The 21,928-nt window shown below is 41.7% G+C and carries 23 protein-coding genes; 19 read left to right on the top strand and 4 right to left on the bottom strand.

Annotated elements, in window-relative coordinates; all coding sequences use genetic code 11:
- Positions 1-16 precede the first annotated feature (16 nt).
- The 14 genes from IGI41_RS13480 to IGI41_RS13415 all read left to right on the top strand — a co-directional run bounded on the left by IGI41_RS13480 (position 17) and on the right by IGI41_RS13415 (position 14,439).
- Positions 17-1,852 (top strand): ABC transporter ATP-binding protein, encoded by a 1,836-nt coding sequence (locus IGI41_RS13480; RefSeq protein ID WP_430612863.1) that lies wholly within the window; start codon positions 17-19, stop codon positions 1,850-1,852.
- A gap of 151 nt (positions 1,853-2,003) precedes the next feature.
- The gene (locus IGI41_RS13475) at positions 2,004-2,498 is read left to right on the top strand and encodes a methylated-DNA--[protein]-cysteine S-methyltransferase (protein ID WP_430610284.1); all 495 of its coding nucleotides are present in this window, start codon (positions 2,004-2,006) and stop codon (positions 2,496-2,498) included.
- Positions 2,499-2,598: 100 nt separating this feature from the next.
- Positions 2,599-4,098 (top strand): phosphomannomutase/phosphoglucomutase, encoded by a 1,500-nt coding sequence (locus tag IGI41_RS13470; RefSeq protein ID WP_430610283.1) that lies wholly within the window; start codon positions 2,599-2,601, stop codon positions 4,096-4,098.
- Positions 4,099-4,122: 24 nt separating this feature from the next.
- Positions 4,123-4,326: a hypothetical protein gene (locus IGI41_RS13465; protein ID WP_430610282.1), complete on the top strand. Its 204-nt coding sequence runs from the start codon at positions 4,123-4,125 to the stop codon at positions 4,324-4,326.
- Between the two features lie 158 nt (positions 4,327-4,484).
- Positions 4,485-5,159, top strand: coding sequence for a two-component system response regulator SapR (sapR, locus tag IGI41_RS13460; protein WP_430610281.1), 675 nt, complete (start codon positions 4,485-4,487; stop codon positions 5,157-5,159).
- The gene (gene sapS / locus IGI41_RS13455) at positions 5,156-6,193 is read left to right on the top strand and encodes a two-component system sensor histidine kinase SapS (protein WP_430610280.1); all 1,038 of its coding nucleotides are present in this window, start codon (positions 5,156-5,158) and stop codon (positions 6,191-6,193) included. The genes sapR and sapS overlap by 4 nt, the downstream gene beginning before the upstream one ends.
- Positions 6,194-6,330: 137 nt before the next feature.
- Positions 6,331-7,197 carry a GRP family sugar transporter gene (locus tag IGI41_RS13450; RefSeq protein WP_430610279.1) on the top strand — a complete coding sequence of 289 codons (867 nt, stop codon included), beginning with the start codon at positions 6,331-6,333 and terminating at the stop codon, positions 7,195-7,197.
- A 20-nt stretch (positions 7,198-7,217) separates the two neighbouring features.
- The gene (locus tag IGI41_RS13445) at positions 7,218-8,603 is read left to right on the top strand and encodes an APC family permease (RefSeq protein WP_430610278.1); all 1,386 of its coding nucleotides are present in this window, start codon (positions 7,218-7,220) and stop codon (positions 8,601-8,603) included.
- Positions 8,604-8,788: 185 nt separating this feature from the next.
- The gene (locus IGI41_RS13440; protein WP_430610277.1) at positions 8,789-9,766 is read left to right on the top strand and encodes a LacI family DNA-binding transcriptional regulator; all 978 of its coding nucleotides are present in this window, start codon (positions 8,789-8,791) and stop codon (positions 9,764-9,766) included.
- Position 9,767: 1 nt separating this feature from the next.
- On the top strand, positions 9,768-10,673 hold the full coding sequence (gene rbsK / locus IGI41_RS13435; protein ID WP_430610276.1) for a ribokinase: 906 nt from the start codon (positions 9,768-9,770) through the stop codon (positions 10,671-10,673).
- Positions 10,648-11,043 carry a D-ribose pyranase gene (gene rbsD / locus IGI41_RS13430; RefSeq protein WP_430610275.1) on the top strand — a complete coding sequence of 132 codons (396 nt, stop codon included), beginning with the start codon at positions 10,648-10,650 and terminating at the stop codon, positions 11,041-11,043. Before rbsK ends, rbsD begins: the two co-directional genes overlap by 26 nt.
- A gap of 19 nt (positions 11,044-11,062) precedes the next feature.
- Positions 11,063-12,547, top strand: a complete 1,485-nt coding sequence (locus tag IGI41_RS13425; protein ID WP_430610274.1) for a sugar ABC transporter ATP-binding protein — start codon at positions 11,063-11,065, stop codon at positions 12,545-12,547.
- Position 12,548: 1 nt separating this feature from the next.
- On the top strand, positions 12,549-13,502 hold the full coding sequence (locus IGI41_RS13420; RefSeq protein ID WP_430610273.1) for an ABC transporter permease: 954 nt from the start codon (positions 12,549-12,551) through the stop codon (positions 13,500-13,502).
- A 19-nt stretch (positions 13,503-13,521) separates the two neighbouring features.
- Positions 13,522-14,439: a D-ribose ABC transporter substrate-binding protein gene (locus tag IGI41_RS13415; RefSeq protein ID WP_430610272.1), complete on the top strand. Its 918-nt coding sequence runs from the start codon at positions 13,522-13,524 to the stop codon at positions 14,437-14,439.
- A gap of 41 nt (positions 14,440-14,480) precedes the next feature.
- On the opposite strand, the gene IGI41_RS13410 is transcribed toward IGI41_RS13415, so the two are convergent.
- Both IGI41_RS13410 and IGI41_RS13405 read right to left on the bottom strand, forming a co-directional pair.
- On the bottom strand, positions 14,481-15,674 hold the full coding sequence (locus IGI41_RS13410) for a toxic anion resistance protein (protein WP_430610271.1): 1,194 nt from the start codon (positions 15,672-15,674) through the stop codon (positions 14,481-14,483).
- Positions 15,675-15,772: 98 nt separating this feature from the next.
- Entirely contained in the window at positions 15,773-16,420 is a 648-nt protein-coding gene (locus IGI41_RS13405) for a 5-bromo-4-chloroindolyl phosphate hydrolysis family protein (protein ID WP_430610270.1), read from the bottom strand.
- A gap of 213 nt (positions 16,421-16,633) precedes the next feature.
- On the opposite strand from IGI41_RS13405, the gene IGI41_RS13400 reads away from it, so the two are divergent.
- Both IGI41_RS13400 and macP read left to right on the top strand, forming a co-directional pair.
- The gene (locus IGI41_RS13400) at positions 16,634-17,212 is read left to right on the top strand and encodes an NUDIX hydrolase (RefSeq protein WP_430610269.1); all 579 of its coding nucleotides are present in this window, start codon (positions 16,634-16,636) and stop codon (positions 17,210-17,212) included.
- Positions 17,205-17,501 (top strand): cell wall synthase accessory phosphoprotein MacP, encoded by a 297-nt coding sequence (macP, locus tag IGI41_RS13395; RefSeq protein ID WP_430610268.1) that lies wholly within the window; start codon positions 17,205-17,207, stop codon positions 17,499-17,501. The genes IGI41_RS13400 and macP overlap by 8 nt, the downstream gene beginning before the upstream one ends.
- A gap of 65 nt (positions 17,502-17,566) precedes the next feature.
- Here the strand turns inward: macP and IGI41_RS13390 are convergent, their stop codons facing one another.
- Positions 17,567-18,166, bottom strand: a complete 600-nt coding sequence (locus tag IGI41_RS13390; protein WP_430610267.1) for a class I SAM-dependent methyltransferase — start codon at positions 18,164-18,166, stop codon at positions 17,567-17,569.
- Positions 18,167-18,308: 142 nt separating this feature from the next.
- Here IGI41_RS13390 and IGI41_RS13385 point away from each other — a divergent pair, with 142 nt between their 5' ends.
- The 3 genes from IGI41_RS13385 to IGI41_RS13375 are packed head-to-tail and all read left to right on the top strand — an operon-like array spanning position 18,309 to position 19,898.
- On the top strand, positions 18,309-19,004 hold the full coding sequence (locus IGI41_RS13385) for a 5'-methylthioadenosine/adenosylhomocysteine nucleosidase (protein ID WP_430610266.1): 696 nt from the start codon (positions 18,309-18,311) through the stop codon (positions 19,002-19,004).
- Between the two features lie 34 nt (positions 19,005-19,038).
- Positions 19,039-19,596: a cysteine hydrolase family protein gene (locus IGI41_RS13380; RefSeq protein ID WP_430610265.1), complete on the top strand. Its 558-nt coding sequence runs from the start codon at positions 19,039-19,041 to the stop codon at positions 19,594-19,596.
- A gap of 2 nt (positions 19,597-19,598) precedes the next feature.
- Positions 19,599-19,898: a hypothetical protein gene (locus IGI41_RS13375; protein WP_430610264.1), complete on the top strand. Its 300-nt coding sequence runs from the start codon at positions 19,599-19,601 to the stop codon at positions 19,896-19,898.
- Between the two features lie 76 nt (positions 19,899-19,974).
- Here the strand turns inward: IGI41_RS13375 and IGI41_RS13370 are convergent, their stop codons facing one another.
- Positions 19,975-21,867 (bottom strand): M13 family metallopeptidase, encoded by a 1,893-nt coding sequence (locus tag IGI41_RS13370; protein ID WP_430610263.1) that lies wholly within the window; start codon positions 21,865-21,867, stop codon positions 19,975-19,977.
- Positions 21,868-21,928: the final 61 nt, after the last annotated feature.

The raw sequence follows: 21,928 nt of genomic DNA, 5'->3' as shown, positions 1-21,928 counted from the left end.
AAATCCAGCAAAAACGATGAAACGTTTATTAAAAACCATGTTTGGGGATTATAAAGGCCAGTTGCTGATCGTAATGGTCATGATTTTATTGAGCGCTTTTGCTAATGTACGGGGCTCTCTCTTCTTACAAGTGGTGATCGATGATCATATCGCGCCTTTGATGGGACAAAGTAATCCGAATTTCAGTAGCCTTCTGCAAGCCATTATTCAAATGGGGATCATCTACTTGATCGGTATTTTGGCCGGATTGACTTATAACTTTATGATGGTCAAAATCAGTGAAGGTACGCAAAAAAAGATACGTGATCAAATGTTCACGCATATGCAGTCGTTGCCAGTCGGTTACTTCGATGCGCGTTCTGACGGAGATATCATGAGTCACTTTACCAATGACACGGACACATTGCGCCAAATGATCTCACAAAGTATTCCCAACTTGATGATGGCTGCAGTCACTTTCTGTTCGGTGTTTATTGCCATGTTTTCTATCAGTTTACCTTTGACACTTTTTGTCTTGTTGTCCATTGTCTTGATGTTGAACGTGATTCGTTTGGTATCACGCAAAAGTGGTCGTTTCTTCGGTGCGCAACAACGAGATTTGGGTGCAGTGAATGGTTATATTGAAGAAATGATGCATGGCCAAAAAGTCGTGAAGATTTTCAATCATGAGAAAGTTGTGATGTCTGAATTTGATGCCCTCAATGATCAATTGCAAGAAAGTGCAACCAAAGCCAATGTCAATGCCAATACTTTGATGCCAATCATGATGAATCTGTTAAATATTCAATATGTGTTGATTGCCATTATTGGTGGGTTGTTTGCGATCAATGGTGTGTCAGGGTTGACTGTGGGGATGATTGCGTCATTTCTGCAATTGAGCCGGTCTTTGAATGGACCAATCAGCCAAGTCTCACAACAAATCAACTTTGTGATCATGGCACTAGCGGGAGCAGAGCGTATATTCAACTTGTTAGATGAAACACCCGAAGTGGATACTGGGTATGTGACATTGGTCAACGCCAAGTGGTCACAAGGTCAATTGGTAGAAACCAAAGAACGTACCGGTACTTGGGCGTGGAAACATCCCCATGAAGATGGAACGATCACGTATACCGAAGTCACCGGCGATGTGCGTTTTGAAGATGTTGACTTTGGTTATGTGGACAACAAAATGGTCTTGAAAGACATCAATTTATTTGCAGAACCGGGGCAAAAAGTGGCTTTTGTCGGTGCCACAGGAGCTGGGAAGACCACCATCACCAATTTGATCAATCGTTTTTACAATATTCAAGAAGGCAAGATTCGCTATGATGGCATCAATATTGAAAAAATCCATCTTGAATCATTGCGTCGCTCTTTGGGTATTGTCTTGCAAGATACCCACTTATTTACCGGAACGATCAGAGAAAATATTCGCTTTGGTAAGCTAGACGCGACAGATGATGAAGTCTTAGCTGCTGCCCAATTGGCCAATGCAGATATGTTCATCAATCACCTGCCGCAGAAATACGACACAGTCATCACAGGAGATGGGGATGGCTTGTCACAAGGTCAGCGCCAGTTGTTGGCGATTGCACGCGCAGCGATTGCTGATCCCCCGGTAATGATTTTGGATGAAGCAACCTCTAGTATCGATACGCGAACCGAACGAATCGTTCAAACTGGGATGGATCGCTTGATGTCTGGACGGACAGTCTTTGTTATCGCGCATCGATTGTCGACGATCCAGAATTCAGATGTCATCATGGTGATGGACCACGGGCGTATCATCGAACGGGGTACTCATGATACATTATTAGCTGAAAAAGGCACCTATTATCAATTGTATACTGGAAAAATCGAATTGGATTAAGCAAAAAACAGTGGCTTGTAAGATAGGCCGCTGTTTTTTTTTGCTGTCAATCGGTTCATTTGTGTATACTAAAGGAAAATGTAGGTGATTGTCAGTCGGAGATGGTATGATCAGGGACAACAACATGCAATCATTCAAGAAGAGGTGCGCAATGAGAGTCACACGGCAACAAATCAACATCAATGAAGAAATCTATGAAGCAATGCGAACAGAACGAGGGTATGTCTATCTAGGAAAAGAAACCGCACATCAAGAATTCGTCAAATTTTTTCCACAGGTGACGATCCTTACCACCAGTGAAATCGATAAGCAAATCGATCAGCAGCTGCAGCAATATTTTGCTGGAGAACCAATGACCTTTGATCTCCCATTTGACTTTATCGGTACGCCCTTTCAACAAGCAATCTGGCAAGCGCTGACTGAGATTCCATATGGGCAATCGATCAGTTATAGCGCTTTGGCGCAAAAAATCGGCCGGCCAGCGGCCACACGAGCGGTAGCCAATGCGGTTGGCAGAAACCCTATGATGATCATCGTGCCTTGTCACCGTGTACTAGGGAAAAATGGACAATTGACAGGCTATCGTGGGGGATTATCGGAAAAACAACGCTTACTCGCATTGGAAGGGATTGATTACAGAAAGTGACACCTATTTATTTAAAGTAAAAAATACTAAAAAGGCCACCCTTTTTCTAACCTGTCTGGTATAATAAAGATGATTCCGGTTACAAGAAGGGGTGGAGGAAATGACGTACGCTGATTTACAAAATGGTTCTGATATACGGGGGATTGCTATCGCAACTACCGATGAAAACGTGACACTGACAGCAGCTACAGTCAAAGCTGTGGCTTCAGGATTGCATCACTGGTTAGCCAGTAAAGGGACTGGTCCTTTTCGTGTGGCAGTTGGCAGAGATAGCCGCTTAAGTGGCGAAGCACTGCAGCAAGTATTGATGTCTCAGTTGCAAGCAGAAGGGATCGATGTGATCGATTGCGGCATGGCAACGACACCGGCGATGTTTATGAGTACGCAATTTAGCGACTTTGCTTGTGATGCGGGAGTGATGCTCACTGCAAGCCACTTACCCTATTACTTTAACGGCATTAAAATATTCAGCCGTGAAGGTGGTGCTGAAAAAGAGGACATTCAGTACATCTTGACCCATACAGAACCAACGCTTAGTGATGTTTCAGGCACTTATCAACAACAAGACTTGCTTACACCGTATGCTGCTGATTTAGTGGCGAAGATTCGTCAGGGAATAGGGACTACGGAATGGCAACCGTTATCAGGATTGAAAATCATCGTTGATGCCGGTAATGGTGCAGGGGGCTTCTTTGCCGAAAAAGTGCTGATACCATTAGGTGCGGATACCAATGGATCACAATTCCTAGAACCGGATGGGCATTTTCCCAATCATATTCCTAATCCAGACAATAAAGAAGCCATGAAGAGTATCACTGATGCTGTTTTGAGAGAACAAGCGGATCTTGGCATCATTTTTGATACAGATGTCGATCGTTCGGCAGTGGTCACCCAAAGCGGCGCGCCGCTGAACCGTAATAATATGATTGCTGTACTAAGCAAAATCGTGCTGGCAGCGCATCCAGGCACAAAAATCGTGACCAATTCACCTACTTCAGATCATTTGAAAAGGTTCATTGAATCATTAGGCGGTCAACAGGTGCGTTACATTTCCGGCTACCGTAATGTCATCAATAAAGCAATCACGTTAAATGAAGCAGGAGATGATGTCCAGCTAGCGATTGAAACCAGCGGCCATGCCGCCTTCAAAGAAAATTATTTTCTAGATGACGGCGCCTATGTCATTGCGAAGATCCTTATGATCTTGCCAGAACTTCAGGCGCAGGGGACTTCATTGGATGATTTGATTGCGACATTGCAGCAGCCGGCAGAAACACAAGAATTACGCTTCAAAATCAATACGCCCGACTATCAAAACTATGGGCGCCAATTGATTGCCGATTTTGGCTCCATCAATCAACCGGGATGGACCATTGATCCTGAAAATGAAGAAGGGATACGGTTCAAAGTCTCAGCGCCATACGGCAATGGGTGGTTTTTATTGCGGATGAGTTTACACGAACCCTTGCTGGTCTTGCAAATCGAAAACGATGCATTGGGCCATTTACCAGCAATCGTCCAGAAAATCAGTCAATTCTTAGATCGCTACCCAGCGATCGACCAAAGCAAATTAAGGGACTTCTTGTCAGAACAAAAATAAAGCAGTAGAAATGCAGGGAAAAAAATGGTGATCTTAATGGGATTGATCATGTTGGTGACCTATGGAACAAATTTCTGTTTGATGCGCTACTTGAAACAGCGGCCCAAAATTGAAGTCGTAGAAAAACTATCAATGTTGCTAGGGATCAATATGAGTGTGCTTTTCTTTGACGGTATTTTATTATTCGTTGGGAAATTGCTGATAGAAGCAGTAGAAATCATTGAGTAATACACACAAATTGGCATAAGGAAGCACAAGGGAAGATCCGTCTTTATTAGGCGGGTCTTTTATAATTAGTTAAACTAGCGATTATTGTTCGCATTCACGTATGTTTTTTGATACAGTTAAGGAAAGTACTTTCGAAAAAAGTGAGGGAACGTACAGCTATGGCGAAGATAATGGTAGTAGAAGATGAAGCTGTCATTCGGCAGTTGATCATAGAAGAATTGGAAAAATGGCAATTTGAAACCTTTGGTACGACTGATTTTCATCAAGTAGCCACCGATTTTGAGGCGGAAAATCCGCAACTGGTCTTATTGGATATCAATTTACCGGTATTTGATGGCTATTATTGGTGCCAAAAAATTCGAGAAACCTCGAAAGTGCCAATCATTTTTATTTCTAGTCGCAATACCAATATGGACATGATCATGGCGATGAATATGGGCGCAGATGATTTTGTGACCAAACCGTTTGAAATCGATGTATTGATTGCCAAAATCAATGCGTTGCTGCGTCGTTCATATAATTATGTTGAAAGCAGCAATGAAACCCTGAGCCACAATGGGTTAACCTTAAATATTGACAATAGCAGCATGTCGATCAATGACGAAACCATCGACTTAAGCAAAAATGAGTACCGATTGCTGTATATCTTGATGAAAAATCATGGGAAAATTTTGAGCCGAGAAAAATTATTGCGGGCATTGTGGGATGATGAACGATTTGTGGATGACAACACATTGACCGTCAATATCAATCGACTCCGCCGAAAAATCGAACAAACAGGCACCACTGGATATATCGAAACCAAAGTTGGGCAAGGATACATCGTGCCATGAAAAACGTCAAACTAATTGGTGGTTTTCTAAAGGATCGCTGGCTGCTGCTGGTGGCATGGTTAATCATGTTTGTTTTGACGGTATTGGTCTTTTGGTTGATTCCGCATTCGCCATTAGACTGGGGAACTGTCGGTTATTTATTTTTGATGCAAGCCGTGTTGCTGGTCTTTTTTTTGTCGATCAGTTATGTGGCTAAGCGTCGATTTTGGCAAAAACTCTCCCCCAAACCTGGAGATATCTTATTACAAAATTATTTGCACGGTGCACGATCAGTGGAAGAAGAACGGATCGAAAAGTATATCAATCAATTGATTGGTGAACACCAAGAATTGATGCAGCAAGTCGTACGTAATCAAGAAGAACAAAAGGAATATATTGATTCATGGGTCCACGAAATCAAAGTTCCTTTGGCGGCTTCTCGTTTGCTGCTGCATGCAGTAGAGTTCGATATTCCTGATGATAAATTTATCTTATTGGAAAATGAATTGACAAGAATCAACGAGTATGTCGAACAAGTCTTGTATGTATCGCGACTAGATAGTTTCTCGAAAGACTATTTGGTCCAGGAAGTCTCGATAAAATCAGTGATCCAACCCGTATTGCGCAGTCAAGCCAACTATTTTATCCAAAAGAACTTGCACTATGAAGTAGAAGGCGGCGACCAGTTCATCTTGACGGACGAAAAATGGCTCTCCTTTATTTTTAACCAGTTGTTGAGTAATGCAGTCAAATATACACCAGATAATGGCCAGTTGACGATCCAAATCGACAAAGATGACCAAGGAACCTATTTAAGGTTGATCGATAATGGGATCGGCATCCCTGCAGAGGATCTGCGCCGTATTTTTGACAAAGGATTTACTGGCGAAAATGGACGGAAAACCGATACGCACTCTACTGGATTGGGCCTATATTTAGCCAAGAATCTGGCCAAAGAATTAGGTATTGAATTAACCGCTGTCTCCACCGTGGGAAAAGGTACAACGATGACCTTGTTTTTCCCCTTATTAAGCTATTATGAAGAAACCCGTTAGAAAAATGAGGATTGGCTATACCCAGTATCACGTCTGATTTTCAGTTTATTTTCAGCAAAATATAACTTGTCCTTTAAACGTTTTCACTGATACACTATCCTTTGTGTACTAAAAACTGAATAGTAAGGATGAATAAAATGGAAATACTTGTAGCTTTAATCCCTATGTTCGCATGGGGCAGCATCGGTTTAGTCAGTGGAAAACTTGGAGGCGATGCCAATCAACAAACATTAGGTATGACGATTGGTGCCTTTGTCTTTTCGTTGATTGTATTTTTTGTCACGATGCCTACGATCGATGGGAAAGTGATCTTGATCGGTTTGCTCTCAGGACTATGCTGGTCTGTCGGTCAGAATGGTCAGTTCCATGGCATGAAACATTTGGGTGTTTCTGTTGGCTTGCCTTTATCAACAGGTATGCAATTGATTTTGAATACCGTGGCAGGAGCAATCTTTTTTGCTGAATGGACGCAAACCCGTGATTATTTGTTAGGTATCTGTGCCCTGATTTTATTAGTGATTGGTGCCTATTTAACGGCACGTCAAGATGGTGAAAAAGCACCGGAAACTGAAAATAAAATGCTCGATTTTCCTAAAGGATTAAGAGCGTTGATTTCTTCTACGATCGGGTATGGTGCGTATACGATCATTATCACTTGGGCCGGCATCGATCCATTGGCTATTATTTTGCCGCAAAGTGTCGGTATGTTGATCGGTGCAAGTTTGTTTGCATTACGTAAAACAACAGTTGATCGTTACGTGTGGAAGAATACATTGTCTGGTTTGCTGTGGGGAATCGGGAATGTTTGTATGTTGATCACTGTGCAGCAAGTTGGTTTGGCAGTCGGTTTTTCATTGTCGCAAATGGGGATCATTATTTCAACATTAGGCGGTATTTTCATTTTAGGAGAAAAGAAAACAAAAAAAGAATTACGCTATGTTGTCGTAGGCTGTCTGTTGGTCATCATTGGTGGCGTATTGCTAGGCTATATGAAGGCAGCCTAACGTAAAATTCAGGAGGAAACATGGATTTATTTCGAAAAAAGGTCATACAACCAGAGCGTGTGACGAACCTAAAAAAAGAATTGAAATTAAAAGATTTGATCATGCTTGGTATTGGTGCCATCATTGGCACGGGAATTTTTGTCGTGACAGGAGCGGCATCTGCTGAGTATGCAGGCCCTGCACTTATTTTGTCCTTTGTGATTGCAGGGGTCGTAGTGGTACTATCTGGTTTATCTTTTGCTGAATTTGCTTCTCGTATCCCAGTTTTGGGCGGGGCCTATTCATACTTGTATGTCGTTTTTGGGGAATTCATTGCTTGGTTGGCTGGCTGGTTTCTGATTTGTGAGTTTTTATTAGCCGTTTCCTCTGTGGCATCAGGCTGGTCAGGATATGTCCAAGGCTTTTTAGCAAGCGCCGGTATCCATTTGCCTACTGCCCTGACAGCTGGCTATGACCCAAGCAAAGGCACGTATATCGATTTGATTGCTGGTTTGGTGATCGTTTTTGTGACCTTATGGGTTAGCCAAGAGGCAAAGAAAGCTTTACGCTTAAATAATGCGATGGTTTGGGTCAAATTTGCGATCATTGCGCTGTTTATCGTATTTGGCGTGTTTTTCGTTCAACCAACCAATTGGCAACCATTTATGCCTTTTGGCTTTTCTGGTGTCTTTAATGGCGCAGCGTTGGTTTTCTTTGCCTTTTTAGGATTTGATGCAGTTGCGATGGCAGCAGAAGAAGTCGAAGATGCAAAGAAAAATGTGCCTCGGGGGATTATTGGCTCGATTGCAATTGCTACAGTTCTGTATATTGTGGTGACGTTGATTTTGACGGGAATCGTACCCTATACAGAATTAGGGGTCAGTGATCCAGTCGCATTTGCTATGCGTTATATCAACCATGGCGTAGTAGGATCGATCATCTCTGTGGGAGCGATCTTGACACTATTAACGGTAACGATCGCGATGATGTATTCATTGGCACGCCTGTTATATGCCATTAGCAAAGATGGGTTGCTGCCACGCTTTATGCAAGAGGTTGATCCAAAGCAGCAAACGCCTAAAAAAGCGACCTATGTTGCCGGCGCGTTTGCCTTGTTCTTTGCCGCAGCTTTTCCATTAAATATATTGGCGGAACTGACCAATATTGCCGCATTGTCTTATTTGATTTTGATGTCATTAGGTATCATCAAATTACGTAAGATGCTGGGGGCACCAAAAAAAGGGGAGTTCAAAGTACCTTTTGTACCCGTGTTACCATTGATCTCAGTTGCAAGTTGCTTATTTTTGATGACCCGTTTGCAAATGACGACGTGGATCGTCTTTGCGATCACATTGGTGATGGGCCTAGTGATTTATTTTGTTTACGGGTATCGCCACAGTGCATTGCAAGATGAAGAACAACGTTAGCATATCAAAATCCGTTTTTTGTACAGACAATCCCATGCGGGGTTGTTTTTTTTTAGGAAATGAGGATCAATCGCCACCGCAATTTTGTCATGTGCGATAAAATTTGTAAAAATAAATACTTGCAATCAATCAAGTTATCGATTATGATGTGTATGTAATCGGTTACATGTTGGAGGAGGGTCAAGATGGCAACAATCAAAGATGTGGCAAATTTAGCTGGACTTTCTGTTGCTACAGTTTCTCGAGCGATGAATGGAACGGGATATGTCAGTGAAGAAGCTAGAAAAAAAATTACATATGCGATCAAACAATTGAATTATTCACCAAATGAGGTGGCGCGTTCATTATTTCAAAAAAAATCGAAGCTTGTAGGCTTGTTGCTTCCAGATATATCCAATCCTTTTTTCCCAATGGTAGCCAAAGGTGTCGAAGATTTCCTTCAAAAAAAAGGCTATCAAGTGATACTGGGAAATATCCAGGAAAACAATGAAAAAGCAAATGAATATCTACGTGCTTTTGAACAAAACAATGTTGCCGGTATTCTGTCAGCGGTGGAACATAAGAATAAAAATGACAGTACTATACCTACAGTGATTTTGGACCGTATAGATGAAGATGTTGAATACGGCGTCTATTCTGATGATAAACAAGGGGGCCAACTTGCTGCTGAAGCAATTTTAAAAGGAAACCCCAAAAATATAGTTGTTATTGCTGGTCCTGAATCTGTTACTAGAGCAAGAGATAGGTTAATGAGCGTTGAACAAACGTTAAAAACTGCAAATATGTCTTATTCACTTATACAGTCAAAATCATTCTTATTGGAAGATGCGAAAGAAACGGCAACGTTGCTTTTTGATCGTTATCCTGAAGTAGATAGTATTATAGCACCTAGCGATACACATGCCATAACCATATTGCAAGAGGCATACCATAGAGGTTATCAAGTGCCTGCATCGTTGCAAGTGATAGGATATGACGATGTACCGATCAGCGAACTTGTTGTACCGAGATTGACTACTATTCATCAACCAGCGTATCAAGTGGGGTTTAAAGGTGCAGAGATGTTGTATTCTCTGATGAATAATGACTATATTGAAAGCAAAAAAATAATATTGCCAGTGCATTTAGAGATGCGTGAGACTTTAAGAGATGGAGGAACATAGGATGAAAAAAATTTTAGTTGTTGGTAGTATGTCAATTGACTTTATCGTTACAACCAACATAAGACCTAATCAAGGCGAGACGGTATTTGGCGAAAATTTCAGCACTGGTTTTGGTGGGAAAGGGGCGAACCAAGCGGTAGCCGCCAGCCGATTAGGTGCCCATACAGCGATGATGGGACATGTAGGAGATGATTTGTTTGGCACCGAGATCATCGCCAATCTTGTTCAAAACGAAGTTTCTACTGACTATGTGGAACCCGTTACACACCAGTCATCCGGCTCTGCCCACATCACGCTATTTGATCATGATAACAGCATCATTGTCATTCCAGGGGCCAATAATGCTTTTGATTTGGACGAAAAAGAAAAATGGAACAAAATGATCGATGACTTTGCTTTAGTCATTTTGCAAAATGAGATTCCCCAAGCCGTAAATGAATGCATTGTTGATTTATGCTGGTCAAAAGGCATTCCAGTAATATATAACCCAGCACCTGCACGAGAAGTGACGGCTAGTATGATTGAGAAAGTTCAATATGTTACACCAAATGAGCATGAGTTTGACATTTTGTTTCCCGGAAAAAACAGATCAGAAATACTCGAACTATATCCGAATAAGCTGATCGTTACTTTAGGTTCAGCCGGCGCAGTTTTCCATAATGGCAGTGAAGAAGTGAGAATACCTGCATTTCAAACGGTGCCTGTCGATACTACAGGTGCTGGCGATACATTCAATGGCGCTTTGGCTGTGGCGCTTTTAAATGAAATCCCTATTGAAAAAGCCCTCTCTTTTGCCAATTTAGCTGCCGCGATGTCAGTCTCGGGTTATGGTGCGCAAGGGGGAATGCCGACTTTGAAAGAAATGATGGAGAGTGATTTGTATGAAGAAACATGGAATTTTGAATAGCGATATTGATAAAGTATTAGCGGACTTAGGACACACAGATCAAATCACAATAGGTGATTTAGGGCTGCCCATACCTGCAGGCGTAAAAAAAATAGATGTGGCGTTGGCAATTGGTACACCAAGTTTCCAAGAAGTAGTATCTCTGATGAAGGAAGAGATGGCCATTGAATCGATTATTCTAGCTGAAGAAATTCAATATGAGAACCCTGATCAACTAGAATTTATCATTGAGCAATTTCCCGATCTATCGATTGTATATCTGACACATGATGATTTTAAGAAAATGACACACAACAGCAAGGCAATCATTCGCACGGGGGAAGCAACACCGTACGCTAATATTATCTTACAGTCCGCAGTGATCTTTTAAAAGAAAGGAGAGGAACTCTTTGCAAATCGAAATGATGAATATTGAGAAATCATTCGGACATAATCGAGTGTTAAAAGATGTTTCTTTGCAACTATATCCAGGTGAAATTCACGCATTAATGGGTGAAAACGGTGCTGGAAAGTCTACATTGATGAATATTCTAACCGGGCTCCATCAAAAAGATCACGGCAAAATAGTGATTGATGGTGTGGAAAAAACATTTAAAGATCCCAAAGAAGCTGAAGAAGCTGGTGTCAACTTTATCCACCAAGAGATGAATAACTGGGAACAAATGACAGTCTTAGAGAACCTATTTCTAAATCGAGAAATCAAAACCAAGTTAGGATTTTTAGATACGAAAGCGATGGCCAATCAAGCGCAGTTGATTTTTGAACAATTAGGCATCCAGATTCCGCTTCAAAAAGATGTCGATGATTTATCTGTAGGACAACAACAAATGATAGAAATAACAAAAGCATTGATGACTGAGGCCAAAGTATTGATCATGGATGAACCCACTGCAGCTTTATCAGATAACGAAATCAACAATTTGTTTGCGATCATTCAAAGATTGAAGGAAAAAGGCACAGCGATCGTGTACATTTCACATAGAATGGAGGAGATTTTCAAAATAAGTGACAAAATCACTGTTATGCGCGATGGGTTATCGATTGATACGAAAGAAACGAAAGATACCAATATGGAAGAAGTTGTTAAAAAAATGGTCGGTCGAGCGCTCTCTGACTATTACCCAAAAAAAGAGGCCGTCATTGGTGAAGTCGTATTTGAAGTCAAGAATATGACTGCAGCTTCACATGTGTTTAAAGATATCGATTTTAGTGTAAGAGCGGGTGAAATCTTGGGATTTTCGGGTTTGATGGGTGCGGGCCGAACTGAAGTGATGCGTAGTATATTCGGACTTGACAAAATTGAAAGCGGTAACTTTTTTATTGATGGGAAAGAAGTGTTTCCTTCTTCTCCGTCAAAAGCGATTGAGAATGGGATAGGATTTCTAACTGAAAACCGAAAAACTGAAGGATTGATTCTAGATTTTCCAATCATTGATAACATCAGTCTTCCGAGTATCGATCAATTTTCTAAGAAAGGATTTGTTGATAGCCAGACAGAACGGTCATTCGTTGACTTGATGATCGAACGGCTAAGAATCAAAACGATGAGTGCGAAAGATATCGTTGGAGAGTTGTCTGGAGGAAATCAGCAGAAAGTCGTGTTGGCAAAATGGATAGGTGTCGGTCCTAAAGTGCTTATTTTGGATGAACCTACGCGAGGTGTCGATGTTGGCGCGAAGCGTGAAATTTATCAATTAATGAATGAACTTGCAGAAAGAGGGATTGCCATCCTCATGGTTTCGAGTGATTTGCCAGAAGTGCTTGGGGTTAGTGATAGAATTATCATTTTACATGAAGGAAGAATAGCTGGTGAATTATCAAGAGAAGATGCCACACAAGAAGCGATTATGACATATGCAACCGGAGGGAAATAAAATGGAAAAAAAAGCGTTCCAAACGAAACAACTATCAGAATATATATCTAAATTAGGACCTCTGTTAGCATTGATTGCATTGGTCATTGCAGTTACGGTACTTAATCCTAGCTTTTTGTCACCGAGTAATCTGCTTAATCTGCTGCGCCAAGTAGCTGCCAACGGCTTTATTGCATTCGGAATGACATTCGTCATTTTAACAGGAGGAATAGATCTATCTGTTGGGTCTACATTAGCGCTATCAAGTGCTTTGACTGCAGGTTTGATGGCAAATGGTATGTCATCTGTCTTAGCAATTCTTATTGGGTTGCTTAGTGGGAGTATCCTTGGCGCATTGAATGGCTTGCTGATTGCGAAAGGAAAAATGGCCCCTTTTATAGCCACTTTAGCAACAATGACGATTTATCGAGGCGCAACATTGGTTTATACAAATGGCAATCCGATCACAGGATTAGGAGATAGTTTTTTCTTCAGTTTCTTAGGCCGTGGTTACTTGTTTGGCATTCCTTTTCCTGTAGTACTTATGTTTGTTATTTATTTTGTGCTATTTCTTTTGTTGCACAAGACATCTTTTGGCCGGAAAACGTATGCGATTGGCGGCAATGAAAAAGCAGCGTTTGTCGCGGGTGTGAAAATAGATAAAGTGAAGATGGTGATCTATTCTATTTCAGGTTTGATGGCTTCGATCAGTGGGATGATCATTACGTCACGATTGAATTCTGCCCAACCTACTGCAGGGCAATCATATGAAATGGATGCCATAGCAGCAGTTGTTCTGGGAGGGACCAGCTTATCCGGCGGTCGTGGAAGACTGTTTGGTACATTGATCGGTGCGTTGATCATTGGTACTTTAAATAATGGACTTAATCTGCTTGGGGTATCAAGTTTTTATCAGCAGATCGTAAAAGGAATCGTCATTGTTATAGCAGTATTGTTGGATAGAAAAAGAAAATAATAAACAAGGAGGAACAATCATGAAAAAAATGTTTTTATTGGCAGCAAGCATGTTTTTACTAGCGGGGTGTGGCGCGGCAACATTAGACAACGGCAATAGCAATGAAGAACAATCTGAGGAAAAAGCAGCGTCTGAACTAATCGTAGGTGTATCAATTTCCACATTGAACAATCCGTTCTTTGTATCGATGCAAGATGGTATTCAACAACTTGCCGAAGAAAATGATACGCAAGTGAAATTCGTCGATGCACAAGATGATACAGCAAAACAAAGTAATGATATAGATGATTTGATCCAGCAAAATGTCGATGTGTTATTGATTAATCCAGTTGACTCTTCAGCAATTGTACCGGCAGTCGAAGCAGCAAACAATGCCAATATTCCTGTGATTGCAATCGACAGAAGCAGCGATGGCGGAACTTTGCTGACGACAGTTGCATCAAACAATGAAGAAGGCGGGAAAATGGCTGCTGAATTTATACTAGAGCAATTAGGTGAAAATGCGAAAGTAGTTGAACTCGAAGGCGTACCAGGCGCATCTGCGACGAGGGAACGCGGAAAAGGATTCGATGACTTTGCAGAGGGCAAACTGGATGTTATCGAAAAACAATCAGCGAATTTTAACCGTGCGGAAGGTTTAACAGTCATGGAAAATATTTTACAAGCGAATAGTGATGTGCAAGGAATCTTTGCGCAAAACGATGAAATGGCTTTAGGCGCTGCTGAAGCAATCGGTAGTCGTGAAGGGGTTGTTATAGTTGGATTTGATGGAACAGAAGATGGCTTAAAAGCAATAGAAGAAGGGAAAATGACTGCAACGATTGCGCAGAAGCCAGAAGAAATGGGGCGTTTGGCATTACAAGCTGCCTTTGATCATTTTGCAGGAAAAGAAGTAGTTGAACAAATTGATTCTCCGCTAGATTTGGTTACACAATAAAAAAATAGATGCCGAAATCCTAGAAGGTTTCGGCATCTATTTTATTTATTTCCCGTCAAATCTAATAAACGGTCTTTCAAATCTTCTTCTAAATGACCCAATTCAACTTCAGCAGCCCGACGTTTTTCTTTCCCTTCACGTTGGATGCGCAATGTTTCTTGGATGGTTTCCACCAAATCATTTTGGGTTTTTTGCAAGGTTTCGATATCAACGATGCCCCGTTCATTTTCTTTGGCTGTTTCTATGGCTGAAACTTTCAACATTTCCGAGTTTTTCTTCAATAGTTCGTTCGTAGTTTCAGACACTTGACGTTGCGCTGTGACCGCATCTTTTTGTCGTAATAAGGTCAAGGCAATGACGACCTGATTTTTCCATAGCGGAATCGCTGTATTGACAGAGGCTTGAATCTTCTCTGCCAGCGCTTGGTTGGTATTTTGGATCAAACGGATTTGTGGTGCTTGTTGGATCGTGATTTGTCGTGCCAAACGTAAATCATGGGTCCGTTTATCTAGGCGGTCCAAAAATTGTGCATAGTCATTGGCAATTTGGACATCCATTTGGTCATTGGTCTCTTCAGCTTTCTTCATAGCTTCTGGGATGATCGTAGTTTGAAGTTCTTGCATTTTCAATTCCCCAGCCGCAATGTAGATGTTCAATGCATCGAAGTAATCTTTATTTTTATGATAAAGTTGTTCAAGCATTAAGTTGTCTTTCAATAGACCATCTTTTTCTTTGTCTAATTTGACGGCGATCTTATCGATTTGTGCGCCGATTTTTTGGTATTTTGCAGTGATTTCAAAAATCGATTGTTTGACTTTTCCAAACATCCGTTTGAAGAGACTGCCTTCGCCGGCTCTTAATTCATCCGGGTTGGCCTCTTGCAAACGATACATCAACTCCGTTAACGAATCCCCAACAGGGCCAATATCAGCTGCTTGAACGTGATTCAACATTGATTGTGAAAATTCCCCAAGCTTCGTTTGTGCAGCGGCGCCGTAAGTGATGACTGCTTGCTGATCTGTCGCGTCGATTTTATTAGCCAGTTCTTGTGCTTGCGCTTGTCTTTCTGGCGGCAATTTATCGATCAGACGTGGTGCTTGCTGTTGTTCTTGTAATGCAGTGATCTCAGCTTGCTGGGTAGTTGTCAGTGTATCAACGGGGGTTGCAAATGGGTTGTTCAATAGATCGTCAAGGGTATCATTGACTGGTTTTATTTGATCAGGTGTATCACTCATAGTAACTCCTCCTAAAAATGTGTGCATTTCGAAAAAAATCTAGCCGGGGCTAGATTTTTTTTTAGATCTGTCGGCAAATTCAAACCTAAGACCTATCCCTATTCATTATCGCGTTTTATGCTTTGTTTGGCAATGGATAACTCGATATCCATATCATCTAGATCATCTGCAACGAATTGTGAATAATCTTTGGCGATCAATGACGCCATTTGTTCAATGATTTGGGTGCTTTCTTCGATTTTCTCATAAGTTTCGCGACTTTTGATCTCATGTTCGTTGATTTCAATGAATTTGTCGGTTAGATCTACCATATTTGGCAAATGGGTATAAAGAAAATGATTTGCTAATGGAAGCTTCGTTGGTTCTTTGACCAATTCTTTAAAAAGCGCTTTTGATGCCCGCAAAGCGTCATGACGTAAGTCAATGGCTTTAAGCTTGTTGTTGCGGGCAATATTTTTTTGAAATTGGTCGATTTGCTGCTTGCTTTGGTTCATTGTTTCGCGAAATAGTTCGATCTCACGGGCAGACATACCGCTTTTTAGATAGTGCGCTTCTCTTTCTTTGGTCAAAGAAGGCAATACATGAGGATTGGCTTCGACTTTGCGTCCTCTAAGACCAATCACGACTAAAACGATACCTGCTAATAACAACAAGGTTGTAAATATATCGGTACCAGTTGAGCTAATAAAGATTAGCAGCAAAATAAGTATGATCGCGCCAGCGATCAGTCGGATATTTTTTTTCATTTTTCCTCCTCCTAAAAAATCGTTGGACAAGTTGATTTGGTTGTTCGACATCTTTATTTTAGCATGTTCACTCAGATAAAAATATCAGACTTGGGGTGGATTTTCTGATATTTAGTAAATTTATAAGCTTTCTTGTTTTTTCTTAAGAAGATATTTTTGGCAAATTATGCTAAAGTGTTTGTTAGATAAGACTAGTAAAGGTTAGGTGGGAAAATGCTCGAATACACAGATTTTGAAGAAACAACGATCCAACGCAAGGAAATTTTTAAAGGGAAAATCATTGATGTCGTCGTTGACGATGTCGCTTTACCCAACGGCGGGACCAGCAAACGGGAATTGGTCTTTCACCCTGGCGGTGTAGCGGTGATAGCTCTGACAGCGGAAAATAAAATGGTATTTGTGCGCCAATTCAGAAAACCGCTTGAGCGCGTGATTTTAGAGATTCCTGCAGGCAAGATCGATCCTGGGGAAGGGGCATCTCCAGAACTGACCGGTGCCCGTGAGTTGGAAGAAGAAACCGGCTATCGGCCAGCCGCTTTAGAACATTTATACTCCATGTATTTGTCTCCTGGATTCGCCAATGAAATATTGCACATCTATGCTGCAACAGCTATTACAAAAGTAGACAATCCGTTGCCGCAAGATGATGATGAAGTGTTAGAAATCTATGAATTGACTTTTGAGGAAGCGCAAGCTGCCGTTGCAGAAGGAACGATTTGCGATGCCAAAACGTTATTTGCGCTTCAATATTGGGAACTGCTAGAATTGAAACGGAGGAAGGGCCTTGCCTAAAGAACCATTGATCACCCGCTCAGAATTGCGGCGGCGCAAAGAAGAAGAAGAGGCGGCGCATGAACGAAATCAAAAAATCATCGCCAAGCAAAGCAGCAAAGAATTGCAGCAAAAAGAAAAGCAAATCGACAATCATTACCGGAAAATACGTAAAAAAAATAAAGATATGACCAAGACAAGAGCGGGAGAAAACCAAAAGTCACGGGATTTGAATCGCTTTTTGATGAAAGGGATCGTGATCGTCGGTTTGTTATTGATCGTTGTCGGCTTAGCTGTTTTTTTGCTGTAGCCAGCTACTTGATTTTGATGTTCAGGCAAACACCACTTCTCAAACAAAGAAGTGGTGTTTGTGCGCTAATTTGGTTTATTGGCGGTATATAAGCATACACGAGCAGGTTTGCCCATGAATAAATTTGGTCCTTGGTGAAATACCTGATACTGCTGATCGATAAAGCCTGCATCCTTTGAGAGAGTATCTAAGGTTTCTTGATCGAAGCCATTGTGTACGAGCGGATGGGCCACCTCTGGATTTTTTTCGAAATCAATGATCAGGCAGATGCCATGTGGGCGCAACAAGGCAAAAACTTTGTCGAAAACGGCCTTAGTATCAGGAATATGCAGCAAGACCAAAGACAGCAAAATAATATCTGCTTGTTGCTGGGCTGGTTGCTTTAAAAAATCATGGAGGGTTGCGGTCGCATTGGGTAAGTGCTGATGGTCGATTTTATCTTGTGCCAATTTGACCATGGTTGGTGCTGTATCCCAAATGATCAGAGTATCGACCAGCGGTGCGATAGGTAAGCTGACCAGACCTGTGCCACCACCAATATCGATCATGGTTTGGGACTGACGCAGCTTTATTATCGGTTCAAGGACCTCAGTACATTTTGCGGCCAAATTCTTACGTTCTGGGGTATCGTAGGTCACGGCCATTTGTTCGAAAATTTTAGACATAGCTCCTCCTTATGGTGACAAAAAACTGTTCCTTTCAATAAAACTAGTTTATCATAAAAGAGAAGAACGCAGTCCATCAGTAAGCGCGATTTGTTGCAGTTGTTCTGCGTGATCCAGCGAGTTTTTTGAGGAGGATATATGTATGAAGATAGGCATTATTGGTGCAATGGATGAAGAAATCAAAGCACTAAGAGAACAATTAGCTGCACCATTGTCATGGGAAAGAGGCGGTGCGTTGTTTATTTCGGGGAGCATCGGCAATCATGAAGTGATCGTCGTTCGTTCTGGTATCGGTAAAGTATTGGCTTCGATCACCACTAGTCTGTTGATTCAGCAATATGGTGTCAATATGGTGATCAATACGGGATCTGCTGGTGGTATTGGTGCAGGTTTGCAAGTGGGGGATGTGGTTCTCTCGGATAAAGTAGCGTATTTTGATGTTGATGTGACAGGGTTTGGCTATGCTTACGGCCAATTACCTGGTGGAATGCCTTTGTATTATGAAGCGAGTCGGTACTTGATCAGCGAAATGACAAAAGCGGCAGAGGCCACCAAGCACACTGTGAAAAATGGGTTGATCGTTACCGGAGACAGTTTTATCAATGATCCCCAAAAAGTCTCTGAAATCTTGGGGCATTTTCCTGATGCGTTGGCGTGTGAGATGGAAGGAGCAGCAATTGCCCAAACTGCGCAACAATTCAACGTACCTTTTTTGATCGTTCGTGCCATCAGCGATACGGCGGATCATGACGCCACCCAATCCTTTGATGAATTTATTTTAGACGCCGGCAAACGTTCGGCGGAAATGGTATTGGCATTTGTAAAGAAATTAAAGTGATCATGCACGCAGCAGATGATAAAGGAGGATGCCTATGAAAGCATTGTTGTCTATTGATTATACAGTTGATTTTGTCGCAGATGAAGGACGTTTGACCACAGGGAAAGCAGGGCAAGCCATTGAAGAACGATTGGTCGCTCAGACCCAAGCATTTATCGAAGCAGGAGACTATGTTGTTTTTGCCATTGATCGCCATGATTCTGACGATCACTACCATCCAGAAAGTCGGTTGTTTCCACCACACAACATAGCAGGCACTAGTGGCAGGGCGCTTTATGGTAGGTTGGCGCCACTGTATGAAGAGAATCAAGACCGTGCAAATGTTTACTGGATCGACAAGCGCCATTATTCGGCATTTAGCGGAACTGATTTAGATATTCGTTTGCGGGAGCGCGGTATCACTGAGTTGTATTTAACAGGTGTTTGTACCGATATTTGTATACTTCATACCGCCGTAGACGCGTATAATTTAGGGTATCGTTTGGTGATCGATGCAGATGCAGTCGCAAGTTTTGATGCTGTTGGACATGAATGGGCGTTGCGGCATTTTGAGCAGACATTGGGTGCCAAAATCATTTCTAAGGAGGCGTGATCATGGGATGGATGGATCAATTAAAAGAAAATTTTAGTTTTAGTGAATTGACAGGTTTATATCAAGCGTATCAAAAAGGAAATCTGGATATTAACGGGCTGTTGAACAATGACTTTTTGAAAAAATATACTGATTTTGCTAACCTAGAAGCCTTTATGGCCAAATTAGGTATCAAAGATGAAGGGCAAATCATGGACTTCTTGAAAGATCGCGGCAATCGGCAAAAAGCCGATCAAGTCGTCAAAGATCATTCCCAATTTGATTCAGTCATTGCAATGCTCAAAAAAGCCTTGAATCAGTGAGACCGACAAAATAAGATTGAAGAAAAATATACATCACAGGAATGGCTGAACAACCATTTCCGTGATGTATGTTTTTTTACCAAATATGGACCCGTTTTTCTGGGGCAAGGTACATGGGGTCGCCTGGTTTGATATCGAAAGTTGTATAAAAGGCATCGATATTTTGGACTTGCAGATTGGCTCTAAGTTTGGCTGGTCCATGGACATCAATAGAGAGTAGTAATTGTTGATACTGCTCTTTGGCTTTGGTACGCCAAATCTTCGCCCAATTGATAAAGAAATCTTCTAGCGATACGTCAGCTTCTTTCTCAGCTGCCTCTAAAGCACAACTCAGACCGCCTGCATCGGCGATGTTTTCAGAAACGGTCAAAGTCCCATTGACGGTTCCGCCAGCAAATGGCACACCATCAAATGCGGCGATCATGTCTTGAGCCAGTGTTTCAAAGTGCGCCAAGTCCTCGTCCGTCCACCAATTGTTCAGATTGCCAAATTCATCAAATTTGGCGCCATTGTTGTCAAATGCATGAGAAATCTCATGGGCAATGACCGCACCGATCCCGCCATAATTGGCGCTTGAAGATTGGTTTAGGCTATAAAATGGTGCTTGTAAAATCGCTGCCGGGAAAACAATCACATTTTTGAATGGATGGTAGTAGGCATTGACTGTAGCTGCTGACATTTCCCATTCATCGCGGTCAACTGGTTGCTGCCATTTTTTGAAGCTGTCTTCACGCAACAAACGGCCAAAGCGCAAAGCGTTTTGCAATAGAGAAGAAGCTGCATCTGTACGAAATTGATCATAGATCGCCGGAATTTGATCTGGATATCCAACATGGATGCCCAGATTATTTAGTTTTATGATCGCTTTTTCACGGGTTTTCTGGCTGAGCCATGTATTGTTGGTCAAGCGGTCTTGATAGACACCAATCATGGTTTCTACCATATGTTTGACATCGTTTTTGGCGGTCTCCCCAAAGTATTTCCGTCCGTAATAATCACCGATCACTTGGCTAAATTGACCAATCGTCAGATAGTAAGCCGCTTTTTGCTGGGGCATTGCTTCGTCGATACCAGATAAATAACGGCTATAGGTACCACCTAACTGGCGAATCTCTTCACTTAAATAGGCCGTATATTTTAGACTTTGGTTGACGATCATCCACCCTTTCAATAATTCAAAATGACTAAGAGAGACGATAAGATCGAAAGCGTCAAAATAGTCGGGCTCTGTGACGATCAACGACTCTGGTGCGGCAGACAACAACGCAGTCAATGTTGTTTTGAAATCGATATGGGAGGAATGGGCTGCAAAGGTATCTAAAGTTTGCGGGTTATAATTTTTGCTGTAATCCGCACTTTCTTCAGCACTCCGTACATGGGGCGCAATCAATTTATCAAAAGCGATCGCTTGTTCCACCAATGCTTCGGCTGTTGCTTGGTCTTTACCATAAGCCACCAGTAATTTAACCGCTGCATCGAAATAGACTTGCAGCATTTCTTCTGCTTGCGGATTATCTGTATAATAGGTTTTATCTGGTAAAATCGTTCCTGGAGGATAAACCAATAGGGTATTCATTTTGGCATTTTTCATGTCAGAATCGACATCAAATTGGAAAGGTAATGCCATGCCGTCTAAAATAAATTGGTCAAGTTGTTGATTCAAATCTTCATAGGAAGATAAGGCTTCGATTTTTGCTAGAATCGGCAAGACTTCTGCACCGCCCGCAGTATCACGTGTTGAAAAGTCGCTTGCTAAGCGGTAAAAAGCCACAGCATCTTTCATTCGGCCTTTTGGTGTTGCATGGTCATCTTTGGCCATATTCTCGAATTCGGAGATCATCAAAGTATCAATGCCATCTACTAAATCTTGAAATCCACCTGTAGCAGGTTTGTCAGCAGGAATCACTGCAGTTTCCATCCACTCTCCATTTACATAATCATAAAAATCATCTTTTAACAGGGTTGTCATGTCTTTCGCTCCTCTCGCTTTCCCCTATTATGAAACAAAAATCAAAAGGACGCAAAGAAAA

The organism is Enterococcus sp. DIV0876 (genome assembly GCF_050529585.1).
In the GTDB taxonomy this organism is placed as follows: domain Bacteria; phylum Bacillota; class Bacilli; order Lactobacillales; family Enterococcaceae; genus Enterococcus_D.
Note: the sequence above shows the minus strand (reverse complement) of the source record. Positions and strands in the feature narration are given on the sequence as shown.